Raw genomic sequence first — 18,638 nt, 5'->3', positions numbered from 1 at the left:
CATGGATAAGGTATCTCATCCATGAATCTTAAAACAGCATCAGTATATCTATCTTTTAACTTTTTCAAGTAGCTCAAGTAAATTTGTAGACATGTCTCCATGATAATAGAAATGACTAGGCAAGTCAGGGACAAGAAAACCATGCTTTGGTTGTTCTACAATATCAAGCATCGTGGATCGAATAAGATCATAGATCTCATAAAGTTTCACATAGTTTAAATATAAGCTTTTTGCTGTAACGCTGAAATCGAATTGCTCAAACAAGATTCTTTGGGCTATATCACTACAGCTACTATTATTACTCTCCTCTGAATAAATCGACCTGTCAAGATCGATCTCCTGTTCATAGATCAAAAGTAAAGCCCCCAACAAACTAATCCAATTGGCATTAGAGTTTGAGAAAATACAATTATGAAATAGATGTTTGGAAATCAATGAAAGGTAGTCTACTACTTGTCCCTTATCAGCCAAATCAATGTCAACATGAAGTACTGTAACATCCTTATGGTCACTAAAGATTAATTCCAGATACTTATGGTAATAGGCTTTCTTCTTCAAATTAATTTCACTTGAGGTAAAGCGCGATGTGTCCACAACCAAATCGCCAGCAACATGTCGGTAGTAAAGCCCTTTTCGGAAAATTTCAAACTCAATCAGTAACAATGCTCTTAAAAAAACATATTCATGATGAACCTCATCATAACGACCCTTTGCCGTATCCTTAGAGCTGTTTAATATCCCTAGAGTAACTATTTTTCGATATACATGACAGGTAATACCATGTTCAGTACCAAACCAAAGTATCTGAGCCACTAACTTATGGCAAACTGAGTGAGAAGCCTTATCTATCTGTGACAATTTGATAAGATCATAAACTTCCTTGATGAAATCTCCCTCAATTCGGCAGCTTTCCTTTAACCGTTCTTTCAAATGCCTCAAAGGAATTATCACATTCTTTTTATACATCTGATCTTGGACTTCACCTTGCTGTCGCTCATTTAAAGTCAGTTCTGGTATTTGCCACTCCCTGTTCTCATCAAAGCTTGAAACAATCTCCATACCGCACAAAAGATAGTGTTTATATATTTCTGCCTTCCGACCAGTGAGGTGCTTCTCTTCGAGCACCCCATCTATCAATTTATCTAATTGATCATAAAAATATTTTTTTTCTTCAGTGAAGGTTTGAAGGGCAACAATATCATAGAAGTACAAGTAGTCTACAATCTCAATAGCTGTGTTCTGAACATCATTAAGCTTAGGCATAATTAGTCTAGTGTCAAAAAAAGGAGTTCCGATTTCGTAATTTTCGCCACGATTTCCATTTTTTACAATGCTCCATAAGCAATCTTGAGAAATATTCACGTAGTGACGAGATATTTCAAAGCCATGCTTTAAGTCATTGTACAAATATAGGAGTCTCACAATGTACGAGCTAAAGACAATTGATTACCTATTTTTAAAGTATCGAACTCCTCACATCAAGTTAGAAGATATTACCAAAGAGTTTTATCCACATCTATGCAAGGAAAGGGTCTTAGAAAAGGCTCGCCAGCAGAAATTCCCATTTGCCTGTTTTCGCCTTGATGATAGCCAAAAAGCTCCTTTTTTTGTCCGCCTCGAAGAGCTTGCAAATGCCTTTGATGAGATTTATCGTCAGAGCCACTCCAGCTTCCAAAACACGATGCAAAAAGCAATCAAAGCTTCATAAGTGGGGATAATTACATGAATACAATTTCTGAGGGCAAAATTACAAGCATCATCGGAGAAGTTACTTCTACTGGTAAAAAAATTCACCAATGGGCAGAAGTATCGGTACTAGTGAGGTAAGGTAGAATGGGAGTTGCACATAACTTTAATATTGATCGTAGAGTTCGAGCAAAAGAGTTTATGACACTGCTTTCTATTGGCAGAACCAAATTTTATCGAATGATTAAAAAAGGTGAAATTCCACAGCCAATCAGAGTTAGCGAGAAAGAAGTCTTTTGGTACGAATCAAGTGTTAAAAAAGTTGTAGAAAAACACAAGTAAAATTCTGATATGATAGCCTGCTAAATGCAGGCTATCTTTTTAAATTAAGAGCCTTTTAAAACGGGTAACCAAACGGGTAACTCAGAAAAACTATAGAATTTAATTATTCTTTTTCAAAAGGTTAAAATGAACAAGATTGTTGTAAAAAAACATAATGGTGGCACGATTGCTCAAAATAAAAGAGCACGTCACGATTACTTTATCGAAGAAAAATTTGAAGCAGGCATGTCCCTCCAAGGTTGGGAGGTTAAGTCTTTACGTGCAGGTCGTATGACTCTGTCCGAAAGTTATGTCATTTTTAAAAATGGTGAAGCCTTCTTATTCGGTTCACAAATCCAGCCGTTATTATCGGCATCAACGCATGTGGTTCCTGAATCTACACGAACACGTAAGTTATTGCTTTCTCGTCGCGAACTAGAAAAACTTTTGGGTGCTGTCAATCAAAAAGGCTATTCATGTGTACCTTTAGCATGTTATTGGAAAGGTCATTTGGTTAAGCTAGAAATCGCACTTGTTAAAGGTAAGCAATTACACGACAAACGTGCAACTGAAAAAGACCGTGATTGGCAAAGAGATAAAGCGAGAATGTTGCATAAATAATAAAAAAACCTCCATTTATTGGAGGTTTTTTATCGCTCAGATTAAACAGCAATATGTTTTAATCTCAGCCCCGCCAAATATTTGCCAAACTTGCGTGCAGTTTCTAAATCCCCTTCGGGCGGTGTAATTTCAACGCTAGCGTTATCGGACTGCGTCATTAAACCCAGAAAACTCGACATTCGGTTGATATCCAATGGACTTCTTCCTGTTGGCATAAATGGCAAACCAGCCCATAACATGCCATGTTGCATCGCAAATAAATTAATTTGCTGTAATACCGCCAATTTGTCTCCGCTGAGACCACCACCGTTAGTAAAACCAGCAGCCAATTTCCCCTGCCATGTACGTGCCAACCAACGTTTAGAGGAGTCCTCCATAAACTGTTTCAAAGCAGAAGTTAAGCTTCCCATATAGGTTGGACAACCCATCACGATCACATCGGCCTGATCCAATAAATCCCATTGCGGTGCAGCCACAGAAAGTAGATGCACTTCGGCTCCCGCTTGTTCAGCGCCTTGTGCGATATATTGTGCAACCTTAGCTGTGTGCCCATAAGGACTATGGTAAATCACACAAACTTTGATTTGGGGAGTAATTTGCTCAATAACAGACATGGAGAATTTAAAAACCAATGAATTGAATCAAGTTTAACATTTTTAACGAATACAAGGCGAATCAATAGTACAAAGGATAGATTTATTGCATAAATACAAATGTTGCCATTCGTCCAGTTTTTGCATCACGACGATAGGAGAAATAATCCTCTGCTTGCTGATAAGAACACTGATCACCACCCAATACTGTTTCCACACCTAAACTGTTTAAAATAAATCGGGCAATTGCATACAAATCAGCCTGATATTTACCTTCAGTTTGACCTGAAATAAAAGCAACGGCTAATTCAGGATATTGCTCACAGAAAATGGCTTTTACTTCAGCACCGACTTCAAAGCAAGGTTGGCTGATCGCAGCGCCTAACCACGCCCAAGTTGGCTGAGATTTCATTTCCGTCACGGTATTTTCGATAATTCCATTAGCCAAACCACGCCAACCTGCGTGTAGATTGGCGACTTCTGTACCTTCATTATTACCCAAAACAATAGGCAAACAATCAGCAGTCATCATCATTAAAGCATGACCTGTGCGCTGTGTGACTAAGCCATCACCTTCAAGCGCAATAAATGGAATTTGCTCGTTAATTGTATGACAAATGCTGCTATGCGTTTGTGTCATCCACGTGATTTTATCTACACCAAATGCAGACAACTCATTCAACAAGAGCATTCGATGTTGCTGAACACGTTGTGCATCATCATTCACGTGCAAAGCCAGATTAAATCCTGATAGATTTTCATTTTGAGTTGCAATCGTTTGAGGATGCTGAATACCAGTTTGCCCAACATATACCCCTTTGGGCAAACCTTGTACAAATTCCATAAAATCCGTCCTCTTACCAGAATATATGCCTTAGCTTTTGAACGGGAGAAGCTAAACACATCCCCCTTTATTTAAAGAGAATTTTTTAATACGCTTCATTCTCTTGGCGAAGTACTTCCACCAGTTGAGTGAAATCCTCTGGCCATGGTGCTTCAAACATCATTTCTTCGCCAGTACGTGGATGCACTAAACCTAATTTTGCTGCATGTAACGCTTGACGTTTAAAACTGCGTAGCATGTCAATTAAGACTTCTGATGCGCCAGCAGGGAAACGTACACGATTGACATAAACAGGATCACCTACCAAACCATGTCCAAGATAACTAAAATGCACACGAATTTGATGGGTACGTCCTGTTTCAAGTTGCGCCTGAATACGCGTGAAGTCGCGGAAACGCTCTTTCACATTGTAATGTGTTACTGCATCACGCCCACCAGGTAAGATTGCCATTTTGACACGATCGACTGGGTGACGTTTAATTGGCTCATCAATCGTGCCACCCGCAATAATATTTCCATATGCAACTAAATCATAAACACGATAAACGGTTTTTTTCGCAAGTTGTTTACTGAGAGAAAACTGGGCTTCCAATGTTTTTGCAACAACCAATAGACCGCTGGTATCTTTATCAATACGATGTACTAAACCTGCACGTGAAAGCTCAGCCAGTTTCGGTGCATGATAAAGCAAGGCATTAACCAAAGTACCTGTAGGATTGCCAGCACCAGGATGAACCACCATCCCAACCTCTTTATTAATCACAATAATATCGTCGTCTTCATAGACAATATTGAGGGGAATATTTTCAGGTTGACTCGAGGTTTGGGCTTCTAATTCAACATTCAGCGTAAGCAATTCATTGCCTTCGCAACGATATTTAGGTTTTACAATGTTACCATTTACCAACAGATGTCCATCTTTCATCCATTGCTTGAGCTTTTCACGAGAGAACTCGCTCCAAACCAATGCAGCAACCTGATCAATACGCTGACCTAGATACTCTTCATCGAGTTGAATTTGCAACGATAAACGTGTTGCAGTTGTATCAGAATTATGATTATCTGCATCGACAGAATCTTCAAGTAAGAAATCTGTCTCAGAAAGGTTTGAATTGGAAGATTGTGTTGAAGTCATTTTGATGATCGATACAAAAATGGTTTAATAGCACCATTGTAGCTTATTGTCCCAAAAGCAGAGGAATTTTTATGTCGCTACCCCATTATAAAATTACCATATTGGCTTTATCTTTAGGCGTAGCGTCTGTATTTGTTGGTTGTAGCAGTAATCCAAGCAAAAAAGAAGTGGTTGATAAAGGCCCACAGTCAAGTGAACAAGTCTATTTTGAAAAAGCACAAAAATCACTTGAACGTAATCAATATACGGATGCTGTTAAATCACTTGAAGCGATAGATACGTATTATCCAACTGGACAATACACTCAACAAGCACAACTTGAACTCATCTACGCCAAATTTAAACAAAAAGATTATGAAGGTACGATTGCACTGGCAGATCGTTTCATTCGTTTAAATCCACAACATCCAAATGTTGATTACGCCTACTATGTTCGGGGTGTAGCCAACATGGAAATGAATTATGACAGTTTGATTCGTTATACCTCATTACAACAATCACATCGTGATGTGAGCTACATTAAAGTCGCTTATCAAAACTTTGTAGATTTGATTCGTCGTTTCCCAAGTAGCCAATACTCAGTAGATGCTGCACAACGTATGAAATTTATAGGTCAAGAATTGGCTGAAAGTGAAATGAATGCGGCACGTTTCAATATTCAACGTCAAGCATGGTTGGCTGCTGCTGAACGCGCACAATGGGTCATTGAACACTACCCTCAAACACCACAAACACCTGAAGCACTTGCAATATTAGCTTATAGCTACCAAAAATTAGGCGATCAAGCCACGTCTAAGCAATATATTGATCTCTTAAAACTAAACTATCCAAATTTAGTTAAGGCAAATGGTGAAGTAAATCTTCGTGCTGCTCGTAAAGAAGGTAGTTGGGTCAATCGTGCCACATTAGGCTTGCTTGGTCGTGAATCTAAAACGGTACAAGTAAAAGAACAAACCAATGGTGAAACTGAGCAACGCAGCTTAACAAATCGTTTGAGCCTTGGTTTATTAGATAAACCGACAACCGAAGAAATTGATTCTGCTCCTATTGAAGAACCAACAGATAAACCAAGTTGGATGAACCGTTTAAGCTTCGGGCTATTAGATAAGCCTGAGACCAAAGAAACTTCAGGGGCTGATGCTGCAAATTAATTTGCACTCATCAAAACCACAAAACAGGCAAGTCTACCCTTGCCTGTTTTTCATTTTATGCAACAATAAATTCTGACACACTGACTTCAATGAAGATGTTATCTCTCAGTCCAAAATGGTTAAATGTACATGGCAATTCCACAACATACGATTGATCAAATCTTAGATCGAACTGATATCGTCGATTTAATCGGTCAACGTGTGAAGTTAAAAAAGACTGGGCGTACTTACTCGGGCTGTTGTCCATTCCATCAGGAAAAATCTCCATCATTCCATGTATATAGAGATAAGCAGTATTATCATTGCTTTGGGTGTCAAGCGAATGGAAATGCGATTCGCTTCCTCATGGACATTGATAGTCGGAACTTTGTCGATGTGATGAAAGATTTGTCTAATCAGACAGGCATCGAATTACCGAAAGATAATCACGACAATAAAAAACTTTCTTATAAACGTAGTCCTCAACAAATTGCAGCGGCTCAACCAACAAATACGTCAGTCGCTGAAAATCCAGCACCTATTTCTGTAGCAGACGAATTTATCGATGGGCATTTTGTCGATATAGATCGCGTTATGGATGATCCTTTTGCTCAATTTGATCCATCCTTTTATATGGATGAACAAGTTCAAGAAGGTAATCTCTATGACTTATTGGAAAGCGTTGCTCAGTTTTATGAACGCCAACTCCCAATGAGTCAAAAAGCACAAAATTATTTCAAACAGCGTGGCTTATCGGCACAAACAATTCAATTTTGGCGTTTGGGTTATGCACCAGAAGATTGGCAGCATTTAGAAAAAACCTTCCCACAAGATATTGAAGGTTTGAAACAGTTGGGTTTGATTCGTTCTAGTGATAGCGGTCGAGATTTTGATTTATTACGTGAGCGGGTAATTTTTCCGATCCGCGATCATAAAGGCCGCGTGGTTGGTTTTGGTGGTCGTGCGCTCAATGATGAAATTAAACCTAAATATATTAACTCACCAGATTCAGAGGTCTTCCACAAGAATCAATTGCTTTATGGTTTATATGAGGGTCGTAAACTCAAAGCCAACGATTGGTTAATGGTCGAAGGCTATATGGACGTGATTGCCTTACAGCAATATGGGATCAATGGTGCTGTCGCAACACTAGGAACAGCCAGTAATGCAGATCATTTAACCACCCTATTTAAACAAAATTCTCGTATTACCATTGCCTTTGATGGGGATGCTGCTGGACAAAAAGCAGCACGACGCACCTTAGAAATTGCGCTCCCCTTACTCAATGATGGGCGTGAATTAAAATTCTTTGTGCTTCCGAATGAACATGATCCAGACTCATTGATTCGTCGTGAAGGCTTAGAAAACTTCCAAAAATTATTACAACAGGCGCCACTTTTATCTGACTTTGTGTTTGCTCATTTAACAGGACAGCATGACGTTAGTACGCCTGAAGGTAAAAGTTTAGTCATGGGAGAACTACGTGAATTAACAGAGTTATTACCTAAGCATGGCTCATTCCGTTATCTGCTGAGTCAATCTTTCCGTGAGAAACTCGGTCTAGGCAAACGTTTTACCCCTCAAATCAGCCACGATGCCTCTTTATCTTTTAATATTCAAACCAAAGATGAAGATTTTGCAATCGCAATTTTAATGCATCACCCATTTCTCTATATTCATTTTGAAGAATTACTTGCAGTGATTGACCAAACTGAGCTGCTGGCTAAAGTTTTAGCAGTGCTCAACATTATCTTTGATGATTTACCGGATGATCAGGAATTAGCAACCTATTACGTACTCGGTGCATGTAGTCGTTATAGTCATGAGATTGCCGATGTTATGCAGAGAACCAATATTGAGTCATTAACTCAAGCACCTGAGATTGCTGATAAATTGGCTAAGGACTTTTCATTAAATCTACAAGAAAAATATTTAAAATTAAAACTGAGATCACCTATCTCACTCATCGAATCACGCAATTTACGTCAACAATTAAATGAGTTAACAAAACAGATTAGCTTGAAGTTATTGTCCTAAGCTAAGTTACTGTCTCGGTTTACGCTCATGCTCAAACACATCCTTTAGATGTTGCTGTAACCATTCAAAATAATCTGGATTTTCAGCTTTAGCAGCTTCTCTTAATAAAATAGAAGTTGGGTGCATAAGTTTCTGTGATAGGCGATGAGCAAACTCCTGCATCACCTGTTCTGCGGCATGACCATGTTGCAATAACTCTAATGCATGTGCCAACTCTTTTTGGCTGACTTCTTCACTGTGCTGACGATAAGCTTGAATGGTGCTACTCGCCTCTTTCACTTTTTGTTGGGTCATCAATTGAGTAGCCAATTGATTCACCATAATTTCAGCCTCAACAGCCGCCTGACGACGTTGCGCTAAATTTTCATCAATCACACTTTGTAAATCATCCACACCATATAAATACACGTTATCTAATGATTCAACTTTCGGATCAATATCACGTGGAACAGCCAAATCGACCATCAACATTTGCTGATAGCGACGCTTTTTAAGTGCGGCTTTAACATCTGAATATTGAATAACTTGATGTAAACTTCCTGTACAGCTCGAGACAACATCTGCTCTATATAAATTCTGGGCAAGTTCAGCAAAAGGAATAATTTCAACCTCAACTTGATGAGCAATTTCTTGTGCCAGTAAATCAGCACGCTCACGGCTACGGTTACAAATTAGAATTTTTGCCACACCCATTTCCGCTAAATGCTTAGCAACCAAACTATTCATTTCACCTGCGGCAACTACCATAACCGTTAACTTTTCAGGGCGACTAAAGACTTGCAATGCTAACTGAGCAACTGCATAACCCATTGAAACAGCATGGCTACCTACAGAGGTTTCTGAACGAACACGTTTCGCTGCATAAAAAGCATATTCAAAAACACTATTCAGTTCTGGCGACACAGTTTGTGCATCTTTAGATAAAGCCAAAGCACTTTTGACTTGTCCTAAAATTTGTGGCTCACCCAACATCAAAGAGTCTAAACCACTTGCAACACGCATCAAATGTGTAACAGCTTGGGCATTTTCGTAACGATAAACATGATGAATTAACTGTTTTACATCAATATTATTCACTTGGGCTAACCAAGTCAGAACACTATCAGCATCTTCTGTCATGGCATAAACTTCAGTGCGATTACAAGTTGATACAACAACTAAATCATTCAAAGCTGAATGTTTATTTTGTTCAAGCAATAGCGCAGCTAATCGCTCTGCATTGAAAGCGATTTGTTCACGAAGTTCAACAGAAGCTGTTTGATGGTTGACACCCAATGCAAAGAAAGACATATCAGATCATCATTTCGCTAAATTTATGTTATTGTGCAACATCGGTGTCATAAAAAGCATTACTTTGGATCAATAAAAATTGCGTCAGCTATATCGCCGTACCCTTTTTAGCGGCAAGACGATTCGACGGTATTCTACCACAATCTTGTTGTTAGGTAGCATGAGCTCGTATGTCTCTGCACAAGCAATACACGACATGTATGCAGATAAAAGCTTTGACAACGCATTACAACAAAGTATGGTTGCTGAATTTTCTCTTGCTTATGATGATATTGCAACTGCATTACACAATTATACAGTGCTGGCAATTCGAAGTAATTCAACCACAATCAAACAGCGTGCTTTAGATGTCGCCCTAGAATATAACGATTTTCAATCTGCATTAGATATTGCAACACATTGGGTAGAACAAGAACCCAAAGATGTTCCTGCTTTATTTTACTTATCACATATTGCCCTGAAAACTCATGAATATGAATTGGCAGCTAAAACATTAGATAAGATCTTAAATATTGACCCAACTGCTGATCTCGAACAAATTTTGGCAGGGATTGCACCCGAACAAGCACAAGATCGTGAAATTTTATTAAATGCCTTACGTACCAGTAAAGAACGTGAAAACCCATCTATCTTGGCTTTAATCGCTGGATTAGAAGCGCAAGATGGCTTATATGAGCAAGCATTAAATAATATCAATAAAGCCTTACGTAAACGTTCAAAATCGACCAGTTTCATTCTGATGAAAGCCAATCTATTAATGGCTTTACGCGACGATGCTGAAACACAAAAGTGGTTTGCACAAGCCAGTCGAAAAAATAAAAGCAATATTGATATACGATTAGCTGAAGCTCGCTATTACATTCAAATCAATCAACAACAGCAAGCATTAGATAAGCTTGAAAGTATTATCAAAGATTATCCAAAAACTGAAGAAGCCTTATTTATTGCCGGCTTAACCAGTATTGATTTAAAACAATACGAAAAAACTGAACAATATTTAGTTGAATTGCGTTCTTCAGCAAAATATCAGAATGAAGCTTATTACTATCTTGCAATCAATGCACAGCGCAAACAACATTATGAAACCGCAAAAGCATATTATCGGCTCGTGGATGGCAGCTTATATATTGTGTCTCGACGCAATATGGTCACTATTTTCGAAAAGCAAGGGCAATTAAATGATGCTTTACGCTTTCTTACACAAGAACGGGTGAATTATCCACAACATGCAAGTTTCCTCTATCAAGCTCAAGCTGATATTTTGAAAAAGATGGATAATAAAAAAGCAGCTTTAGTATTGCTAGATGAAGCGATTAAGAGCTTACCCGATGATCCTGAACTGATTTATGCAGAAGTATTATTGCTGGATCCTTATACCGATCGGGATAAATTAGATAAAACTTTGAAGCAACTTTTAATTATTGAACCCAATAGCCCGACCTATTTAAACGCTTATGCCTATACCTTAGCATTGCAAAATCGTCGCCTAAAAGAAGCGCGCAAATATGCAGAACTAGCGCTCAACTTTGCACCTGAACAAGCCTCTATTCTTGATACATTGGGCTATATCGCTTTTCTACAAAATGATTTTGATACTGCAACCAAAGTCTTGGGACAAGCCTATTCAATTAGCCAAAATATCAATATTGGAGTTCGCTATGCTAAAGCGCTGTATATGCAAGGCGCACTCACACAATTTAGTGAGGTGTTACAGCAATTGAAACAAAAACATGCAAATGCCCCACAATTACAACAACTTGATAGCTTAATCTTACCTATCACTGTAAAAAAGAGTTAAATACATGCGCTTGTTTTCAAAATTATGTGTCGCGATATGTAGCAGTAGTGTCCTAGTATTAACAGGCTGCCAACATCTAAGCCAACCAAATAAGATAATTGCTTCACCACAAGTGCAAGATGAAAATAACTTTAGCTTACAAGGTAAAATAGGTGTACGTACACCACAACAGTCTGGCAGTGCTTTTTTTACATGGGTTCAACAACAAGATCAATTTGATATTGAACTGACTGGAATTTTAGGTGTTGGGAAAACCCAAATTGAAGGCAAACCAGGTCAAGTCACCTTAAATAGCGCCAAAACAGGTCTGATTACGGCAGCTACACCTGAAGAATTATTAGAAAAAGCAACAGGTTGGCAGGCACCGATTATGCACCTTGCCTACTGGGTACAAGCGAAGCCTGCGACGCAAAATGCTCAAGCGAGCAAAGACGAACAAAATCGCTTGAAACAGCTCATTGAAGATGGCTGGACTGTTGATTTCAGCTATAACGATAAGCAAATCCTTCCAAATAAACTTTTGTTGAAGCAAGCACTTGCTGACGATAAAGAAAACTGTATTACAATGGTGATTCAAAACCGATAGATTAGATTCTTTTATGATTAGAGTACCTTCCCCTGCTAAATTGAATTTATTTCTGCACATCACTGGTCGTAGAGACAATGGTTATCATGAATTACAAACTATTTTTCAACTGATTGATTTATATGATTGGATGACTTTTGAGCCAATTGAGGATGGAATGATTCATATTGAAGGCTTAAACGAGGTTGCTCTTGAACAAAACTTAATCTATCGTGCAGCACAATTACTCAAACCCCATGCAAAAGAACCATGTGGGTTAAATATTCAAATCGAGAAAAATATTCCGATGGGTGCTGGTCTTGGCGGCGGTTCATCTAATGCAGCCACTACACTCATTGTACTCAATCAACTGTGGCAATGCGGTTTAAATGAACAGCAACTCGCTGATTATGGTATGCAACTGGGTGCAGATGTGCCTATCTTTATTTTTGGTCGAAATGCATGGGCAGAAGGCATAGGTGAACATTTATCATTCATAGACTTAGCTCAAAAACAATTCATAATTTTAAAACCTGATTGTTTTATCAGCACTCAATCACTTTTTTCACAAAAAACATTGACAAGAGATTCTAAGATCACTACATTTTGCGCCTATCAGTTAGAACCTTCTAGCTTTGGAAATAACTTTGAGCCATTGGCTCGACAGTTATATCCTGAAGTAGAAGAAGCAATGCAATATTTAGATCAATTTGGTCTAGCAAAGCTTACAGGTACAGGTGCTTGTGTTTTTACTGAAGTAACCAGTGAAATGGATACGAAGAAGATTTTGCAAAACGCACCTTGTAAAGCTTACTTGGTCAACAGTTTAGCAAAATCACCTTTAAGACATTTCAAAGTTACACGTTAGGGGCGTCGCCAAGTGGTAAGGCAGCGGGTTTTGATCTCGCCATCCGTTGGTTCGAATCCAGCCGCCCCTGCCAATTTTCACCTGTAGATGTATGTAATAGGGGCGTCGCCAAGTGGTAAGGCAGCGGGTTTTGATCTCGCCATCCGTTGGTTCGAATCCAGCCGCCCCTGCCATTACATATTATCAAATTAGGGGCGTCGCCAAGTGGTAAGGCACCGGGTTTTGATCTCGGCATCCGTTGGTTCGAATCCAGCCGCCCCTGCCATTTCTTTTAGACAGACTTGTTTTTCATCGGTATTTGTTCAAATATATTGACATTATCATGCAAAACGATTAAAGTTCTGCCGCATTAGGGGCGTCGCCAAGTGGTAAGGCACCGGGTTTTGATCTCGGCATCCGTTGGTTCGAATCCAGCCGCCCCTGCCATATAATAGATTGTTTCCAAATTACCCGTTGGAAAAATTAAAAATTTTTCCCTTGCGCTCGGTCGAAGCATTGCTTCGCTTAACCCTCGCTCAGGTGCTTCATGCCCAATCTTGTCGTTTTCAGTGGAAGTGCTCATCCACAGTTCGCCCAAAAAGTCGTAAGCCATTTACATATTCCACTCGGTGCTGCTTCTGTAAGCAAGTTTTCTGATGGTGAAATTTCAGTTGAAATTACTGAAAATGTTCGTGGTAAAGACGTTTTTATCGTTCAATCTACTTGTGCGCCAACCAATGATAACCTGATGGAAATCTTGGTTATGGCTGATGCATTGCGTCGTGCAAGTGCTGGTCGTATCACCGCAGTCATTCCGTATTTCGGTTATGCACGCCAAGATCGTCGTCCACGTTCAGCTCGCGTACCGATTACTGCGAAAGTTGTTGCAGATATGCTTACAACTGTTGGTATTGATCGCGTTGTCATGATTGACTTGCACGCAGACCAAATTCAAGGTTTCTTCGATATTCCAGTTGACAACATCTATGGTACGCCTGCGTTATTGGCAGACCTACGTCAACAACAACATGACAACCTTATGGTGGTTTCACCTGACGTTGGTGGTGTTGTTCGTGCACGTGCTGTTGCAAAACAATTAGGTGATATCGATTTAGCGATTATTGATAAACGTCGCCAAAAAGCAAATGAATCACAAGTGATGCATTTGATTGGTGATGTAAAAGATCGTGATTGTGTCATTGTCGATGACATGGTTGATACGGCAGGTACGCTATGTAAAGCTGCTGATGCACTGAAACAATTTGGTGCTCGTCGTGTCATTGCTTATGCAACGCATCCTGTTTTATCGGGTAAAGCACTTGATAACCTTCGAAATTCTGTCATTGATGAACTTGTTGTCACCGACACAATTCCTCTTTCAGATGAAGCATTAAACTTAGGTAAAATTCGCCAAGTTTCTGTTGCAAGCATGGTTGCTGAAACAATTCGTCGTATCAATAACGAAGAATCTATTAGCGCAATGTTCGATAGTTATCTATAATAGCCCAGCTTTTTTCTTAACCCCTAGCCCGCTAGGGGTTTTCTATCACTAAACTGGTCGCAAGTTTAGTCTCTTAAATCTCAATGAGGATATGCCCATGGCAAACTTCGTATTAAATGCTCAAGCACGTGAAGCTGCTCTACAAGGGAAAGGTGCGAGCCGCCGCCTTCGTCACGCAGCACAAATTCCAGCAATCATCTATGGTGGTAGCGCTGAGCCTGTAACAATTACTTTAGAACTTCGTCAAATCGTTAAAGCTTTAGAAAATAATGCTTTCTTCGAAGAAGTAATCGAAATCCAAATCGGTGACAAAGTTGAAAACGTTAAAATCCAAGCGTTACAACGTCACCCAGCTAAAAACACACCTATGCACGCTGACTTCAAACGCGCATAAGTGTTAAAGGCATAAATTAGTGTCAGATATTTCGCTAATTGTTGGTTTGGGTAATCCTGGAAAGGAATATGCCCAAACCCGCCATAATGCAGGCTTTTGGTTTGTTGAACAGCTTGCTGATCGTTATGGCATTTCCTTAAAAGCTGATCCAAAATTTCATGGATACAGTGGTCGTGGTCAAATTGAAGGCCATGATGTACGTTTACTCTTACCTACCACTTTTATGAACCGTTCTGGTCAAAGTGTCGTACCATTTGCCAAATTCTATCAAGTTGCACCTGAAGCAATTTTAATTGCTCATGATGAACTGGATATGGACCCTGGCGTTATTCGTTTAAAAACGGGTGGCGGACACGGCGGACATAATGGTCTTCGTGACATCGTTCCGCATATTGGTGCTAATTTCCATCGCTTACGCATCGGAATTGGACACCCAGGTTCTAAAGAACGTGTTTCTGGTCATGTGCTTGGCAAAGCTCCTAGCAGTGAACAAGCTTTAATGGATGCAGCCATTGATCATGCCTTATCCAAAGTGAAAATGCTTGTTGACGGACAAGTTTCACAGGCAATGAATCAAATTAACGCATACAAACCCGCTTAAATTTAAACTGAATTGTTGATCAATCACGCTTGCCATATTGCATTTTTAAGCGCAAAATGCGCATCAAACCGCCTATCGCCAGCGGGAAACGTGACAAGTCAACCAATAAGATATTCATCTTAGGTCTTACTCAGGAGACGCTAGCCATGCTATCTCGTTTATTAAAATGTAAAATTCACCGTGCAGTTGTCACTCATGCAGAACTTCATTACGAAGGTTCTTGTGCAATTGATGGTGTATTAATGGACTTAGCAGGGATTCGTGAATACGAAGAAATCCACGTATGGAACGTAACGAACGGCAAACGCTTCACAACTTATGCAATTCGTGGTGAAGAAGATTCTGGTATCATTTCAGTCAATGGTGGCGCAGCGCACCAAGCTGATGTGGGTGATTTAGTCATTATTGCAACTTTTGGTGATTTCACTGAAGTAGAAGCAGACCTTCATAAACCACGTTTAGTTTATGCAAATCCAGATAATACCGTGAATCACACAGCAAACTGTATTCCTGTACAAATCGCATAAGCAGTAAAAAATTCCTAAAAAGTCAGTCAATATGAACTGGCTTTTTTTATGGCTGGGTCAATACCAAATGCTGAATAGAACTCATCAAAACAATTTAAAAAAACAATGACTTCCCCACGACAAAGCCGAAACTTCATTTGCTTAAATTCATATTTCAATAGAACGATCCATTTCATAAATAGTTCCCTTTCCTCTCAAAAATCTAGCTATAATCGGAACACATCGCTTCAGGGCGGGGTGAAATTCCCCACCGGTGGTAAGTTAGGCTTTGATCATCACCGACCTAATCAGCCCACGAGCCTGTATATATATATTTATATACTCGCAGATTTGGTGAGATGCCAAAGCCGACGGTATAGTCCGGATGAAAGAAGACGAAACTACCAGAACAACTTTGGTTCGTTTTGGTGCGCGCTTATTTTTACATCAGTCCTGGAATGTTCAACCGTATCCTATTTACGAGAGCGTTTCATTATGTCGAGTTTAATTCAACCCGAACTTTTCTTTTCAGCCCTTTCTCCTGCTGAACAACGTATTCAACAAGCTTTAGAAGACATCCGCCAAGGCAAACCAGTATTGGTAATGGATGATTTTGACCGCGAAAATGAAGCCGACTTAATTATTGCTGCTGAAACACTCACTGTCGAAACCATGGCACGAATGATTCGTGATGGTTCTGGTATTGTGTGCTTATGCCTGACAGAAGAATTGGCAGATCATCTAGAACTCCCACCAATGGTGGTCGACAATTCTAGCCAATTTAAAACAGCATTCACGGTAACGATCGAAGCAGCTCAAGGCGTTACGACAGGTGTGTCTGCTAAAGATCGCGTAACAACAGTTTTAGCTGCCACTAAAGATGGTGCTATTGCAAGTGACCTCAGTCGCCCAGGTCATGTATTTCCATTACGCGCACGTGATGGTGGCGTATTAACTCGCCGTGGACATACCGAAGGAACCATTGATTTAGCTCGCTTGGCTGGCTTAAAACCATCAGGCGTATTATGTGAATTGACTAATCCTGATGGTTCTATGGCATCAGGTATTCAAGTTTTGGCTTATGCTCAAACACATGGTTTAACACTCATTAGTATTGAAGAATTAGTTCAATATCGCTTGAAGCATAATCTCTAATCAAAGAATAAAAAGCCTCGAATCATCGAGGCTTTCCATCACTTCAATGGTTATGAAACTTTTCGTTCCACATTAAGTTCATCAACTTTGCTGATCAATTGGCTGAATTGTGAGATTTGGGCAATCGGTTGTGCCTGAACTAATTCATCTGCTGTTCCATAACCATAATTTACAGCAATGGTTTCAATACCATTGGCACGCGCACCAATCACATCATATTGGCGATCGCCCACCATGATACATTGCCGTGCATCCAACTGCTCTTTTTCCAGAATATAAGCAATCAAATCAGCTTTATTGGTACGTTCACCTGTTAATTCACTACCATACATTTCAGTAAAATATTGATCTAATTCAAAATGAGCCAGAATGCGTTTCGCATAAACAGTCGGTTTTGCTGTCGCTAAAAATAATTGATAACCTTGTACTTGTAACTGTTGCAACGTTTCTACGACTGTTGCATAGACTTCATTTTCAAATAAGCCAGTCACTGAAAAACGCTCGCGATATGCCGCCAATGCCTGCTCAGCGAGAGCATCATCGTGAGTATTTAATAACTTCGCTAATGAGGCTTTCAACGGAGGTCCAATCGTCCAATCCAAATCAACCTCATCGGCTAAAGGATGACCCAGTTTTTCTAAAGCATAACGAATTGAGCGATGAATACCCGCTTTGGGGTCAGTTAAAGTCCCATCTAAATCAATCAGAATATTTTTGATCGTCATTCGTTCAATCTCTTAAAGCCTTACATAACATAGTCGAGAGTTTCTCGAAACTCCCATATACTAGCCTAAATGAGAGAATAAAAGGAAATGGCTGTGCGTCCTACCGTACTATGTTTTTCAGGTTTAGATCCATCGGGCGGTGCTGGCTTACAAGCAGATATTGAAGCAATTGGGCAAAGTGGCGCACATGCAGCAATTGCTTGTACTGCTTTAACCATTCAAAACTCGCAACAAGTCTTTGGTTTTGAAGCAACATCAAAAGAGTTACTACTTGCTCAAGCAAATGCGGTAGTGGGTGATTTACCCATTAAATGTGTGAAATCTGGCATGTTAGGCACGACAGATAATATCGCAGCCTTAGCTGAGTTTTTACGTCAGCATCCAGATTATCTATATGTGCTTGATCCAGTTTTAGTGGCAAATAGCGGGGGTTCATTGGGTGACCAAGCCACTTTAGTCAAAGCATTTGTTGAATTAATTCCATTGGCAACCGTGATCACCCCCAATACCGTTGAACTAAGAGCCTTAACAGGTATTGATGATATTGAGCAAGCCACTCAAAAATTATTTGAAATGGGTGCAAAAGCGGTATTGGTCAAAGGTGGACATGAAGATACACCTGACCATATTCGCAATGTCCTTTATGCTGATGGCAAAATGATTGCGGAAAGCCGTTGCCCACGCCTAGAGGGGCAATATCATGGTTCTGGCTGTTCTTTGGCAAGTTTTACTGCGGGGCGCTTAGCTCAGGGAGATTCACTCAAAATTGCCGTTCAACATGCAGAAACATGGTTATTTGGTGTATTAAAACAGGCTGAGACACCTGTACCCAATGGGCAAAAGGTTCCAAAACGCTTTTAATACTTTAGTGGTAATGAATAGAAATCTG

The 18,638-nt window shown here is 39.7% G+C and carries 20 protein-coding genes, 4 tRNA genes and 1 riboswitch; of the genes, 18 read left to right on the top strand and 6 right to left on the bottom strand.

Translation table 11 applies throughout. The features are described from left to right. Positions 1–48 precede the first annotated feature (48 nt). A complete protein-coding gene (locus M5121_RS07580; RefSeq protein WP_162620829.1) occupies positions 49–1,362 on the bottom strand; it encodes a hypothetical protein in 1,314 nt (437 codons plus the stop codon). A gap of 61 nt (positions 1,363–1,423) precedes the next feature. On the opposite strand from M5121_RS07580, the gene M5121_RS07575 reads away from it, so the two are divergent. From M5121_RS07575 to smpB, 3 genes are all read left to right on the top strand, one after another. Then, the gene (locus tag M5121_RS07575; RefSeq protein WP_087536780.1) at positions 1,424–1,708 is read left to right on the top strand and encodes a pyocin activator PrtN family protein; all 285 of its coding nucleotides are present in this window, start codon (positions 1,424–1,426) and stop codon (positions 1,706–1,708) included. A 125-nt stretch (positions 1,709–1,833) separates the two neighbouring features. Then, complete coding sequence (locus M5121_RS07570) at positions 1,834–2,028, top strand: helix-turn-helix transcriptional regulator (RefSeq protein WP_087536779.1); 195 nt, start codon at positions 1,834–1,836, stop codon at positions 2,026–2,028. 126 nt (positions 2,029–2,154) lie between these two features. Beyond that, entirely contained in the window at positions 2,155–2,628 is a 474-nt protein-coding gene (gene smpB, locus M5121_RS07565) for an SsrA-binding protein SmpB (protein ID WP_005217924.1), read from the top strand. Between the two features lie 41 nt (positions 2,629–2,669). Here the strand turns inward: smpB and M5121_RS07560 are convergent, their stop codons facing one another. From M5121_RS07560 to rluD, 3 genes are all read right to left on the bottom strand, one after another. Continuing rightward, on the bottom strand, positions 2,670–3,242 hold the full coding sequence (locus M5121_RS07560) for a flavodoxin family protein (RefSeq protein ID WP_208727726.1): 573 nt from the start codon (positions 3,240–3,242) through the stop codon (positions 2,670–2,672). 82 nt (positions 3,243–3,324) lie between these two features. Next, positions 3,325–4,065 carry a peptidoglycan editing factor PgeF gene (gene pgeF, locus M5121_RS07555; protein WP_249570806.1) on the bottom strand — a complete coding sequence of 247 codons (741 nt, stop codon included), beginning with the start codon at positions 4,063–4,065 and terminating at the stop codon, positions 3,325–3,327. A gap of 85 nt (positions 4,066–4,150) precedes the next feature. Continuing rightward, positions 4,151–5,200, bottom strand: a complete 1,050-nt coding sequence (gene rluD, locus M5121_RS07550) for a 23S rRNA pseudouridine(1911/1915/1917) synthase RluD (RefSeq protein WP_087546968.1) — start codon at positions 5,198–5,200, stop codon at positions 4,151–4,153. A 71-nt stretch (positions 5,201–5,271) separates the two neighbouring features. Between rluD and M5121_RS07545 the strand changes: the two genes are divergently transcribed. Both M5121_RS07545 and M5121_RS07540 read left to right on the top strand, forming a co-directional pair. Further along, positions 5,272–6,351 (top strand): outer membrane protein assembly factor BamD, encoded by a 1,080-nt coding sequence (locus M5121_RS07545; RefSeq protein ID WP_249570805.1) that lies wholly within the window; start codon positions 5,272–5,274, stop codon positions 6,349–6,351. 129 nt (positions 6,352–6,480) lie between these two features. Next, positions 6,481–8,367 carry a DNA primase gene (locus tag M5121_RS07540; protein ID WP_208727724.1) on the top strand — a complete coding sequence of 629 codons (1,887 nt, stop codon included), beginning with the start codon at positions 6,481–6,483 and terminating at the stop codon, positions 8,365–8,367. 6 nt (positions 8,368–8,373) lie between these two features. Here M5121_RS07540 and hemA read toward each other — a convergent pair whose 3' ends face one another. Further along, positions 8,374–9,657, bottom strand: a complete 1,284-nt coding sequence (gene hemA, locus M5121_RS07535; protein ID WP_178882750.1) for a glutamyl-tRNA reductase — start codon at positions 9,655–9,657, stop codon at positions 8,374–8,376. A gap of 79 nt (positions 9,658–9,736) precedes the next feature. Here hemA and M5121_RS07530 point away from each other — a divergent pair, with 79 nt between their 5' ends. From M5121_RS07530 to ribB, 12 genes are all read left to right on the top strand, one after another. After that, on the top strand, positions 9,737–11,455 hold the full coding sequence (locus tag M5121_RS07530; protein WP_249570804.1) for a tetratricopeptide repeat protein: 1,719 nt from the start codon (positions 9,737–9,739) through the stop codon (positions 11,453–11,455). Positions 11,456–11,459: 4 nt separating this feature from the next. Continuing rightward, positions 11,460–12,041, top strand: a complete 582-nt coding sequence (lolB, locus tag M5121_RS07525; protein ID WP_249570803.1) for a lipoprotein insertase outer membrane protein LolB — start codon at positions 11,460–11,462, stop codon at positions 12,039–12,041. Between the two features lie 13 nt (positions 12,042–12,054). Beyond that, the gene (ispE, locus tag M5121_RS07520; protein ID WP_249570802.1) at positions 12,055–12,888 is read left to right on the top strand and encodes a 4-(cytidine 5'-diphospho)-2-C-methyl-D-erythritol kinase; all 834 of its coding nucleotides are present in this window, start codon (positions 12,055–12,057) and stop codon (positions 12,886–12,888) included. Then, positions 12,887–12,961: transfer RNA gene (locus M5121_RS07515), tRNA-Gln, on the top strand. The genes ispE and M5121_RS07515 overlap by 2 nt, the downstream gene beginning before the upstream one ends. A gap of 25 nt (positions 12,962–12,986) precedes the next feature. Continuing rightward, positions 12,987–13,061: transfer RNA gene (locus M5121_RS07510), tRNA-Gln, on the top strand. A 17-nt stretch (positions 13,062–13,078) separates the two neighbouring features. Continuing rightward, a tRNA-Gln gene (locus M5121_RS07505) sits at positions 13,079–13,153 on the top strand. A gap of 86 nt (positions 13,154–13,239) precedes the next feature. Beyond that, positions 13,240–13,314 (top strand) — tRNA-Gln (locus tag M5121_RS07500). Positions 13,315–13,414: 100 nt separating this feature from the next. After that, the gene (locus M5121_RS07495; RefSeq protein ID WP_005056564.1) at positions 13,415–14,368 is read left to right on the top strand and encodes a ribose-phosphate pyrophosphokinase; all 954 of its coding nucleotides are present in this window, start codon (positions 13,415–13,417) and stop codon (positions 14,366–14,368) included. A gap of 97 nt (positions 14,369–14,465) precedes the next feature. Next, positions 14,466–14,762, top strand: coding sequence for a 50S ribosomal protein L25 (gene rplY, locus M5121_RS07490; RefSeq protein ID WP_018677862.1), 297 nt, complete (start codon positions 14,466–14,468; stop codon positions 14,760–14,762). Between the two features lie 19 nt (positions 14,763–14,781). Beyond that, the gene (gene pth / locus M5121_RS07485; protein WP_241335089.1) at positions 14,782–15,363 is read left to right on the top strand and encodes an aminoacyl-tRNA hydrolase; all 582 of its coding nucleotides are present in this window, start codon (positions 14,782–14,784) and stop codon (positions 15,361–15,363) included. A 146-nt stretch (positions 15,364–15,509) separates the two neighbouring features. Further along, positions 15,510–15,890, top strand: coding sequence for an aspartate 1-decarboxylase (gene panD / locus M5121_RS07480; protein ID WP_241335088.1), 381 nt, complete (start codon positions 15,510–15,512; stop codon positions 15,888–15,890). A gap of 220 nt (positions 15,891–16,110) precedes the next feature. Beyond that, a riboswitch (FMN riboswitch) is annotated at positions 16,111–16,270 on the top strand. Between the two features lie 94 nt (positions 16,271–16,364). Next, entirely contained in the window at positions 16,365–17,024 is a 660-nt protein-coding gene (ribB, locus tag M5121_RS07475; RefSeq protein WP_249570801.1) for a 3,4-dihydroxy-2-butanone-4-phosphate synthase, read from the top strand. Positions 17,025–17,074: 50 nt separating this feature from the next. Here ribB and M5121_RS07470 read toward each other — a convergent pair whose 3' ends face one another. Then, a complete protein-coding gene (locus M5121_RS07470; protein WP_249570800.1) occupies positions 17,075–17,749 on the bottom strand; it encodes an HAD-IA family hydrolase in 675 nt (224 codons plus the stop codon). A gap of 93 nt (positions 17,750–17,842) precedes the next feature. Here M5121_RS07470 and M5121_RS07465 point away from each other — a divergent pair, with 93 nt between their 5' ends. Continuing rightward, positions 17,843–18,610, top strand: coding sequence for a hydroxymethylpyrimidine/phosphomethylpyrimidine kinase (locus M5121_RS07465; protein ID WP_136695440.1), 768 nt, complete (start codon positions 17,843–17,845; stop codon positions 18,608–18,610). The last annotated feature ends 28 nt before the right edge of the window (positions 18,611–18,638 follow it).

Source organism: Acinetobacter sp. ANC5681, from assembly GCF_023488045.1.
Classification (GTDB): Bacteria; Pseudomonadota; Gammaproteobacteria; order Pseudomonadales; family Moraxellaceae; genus Acinetobacter.
The sequence above is the reverse complement of the archived record's forward strand: the minus strand, read 5'-3'. Positions and strand labels throughout refer to the sequence as shown.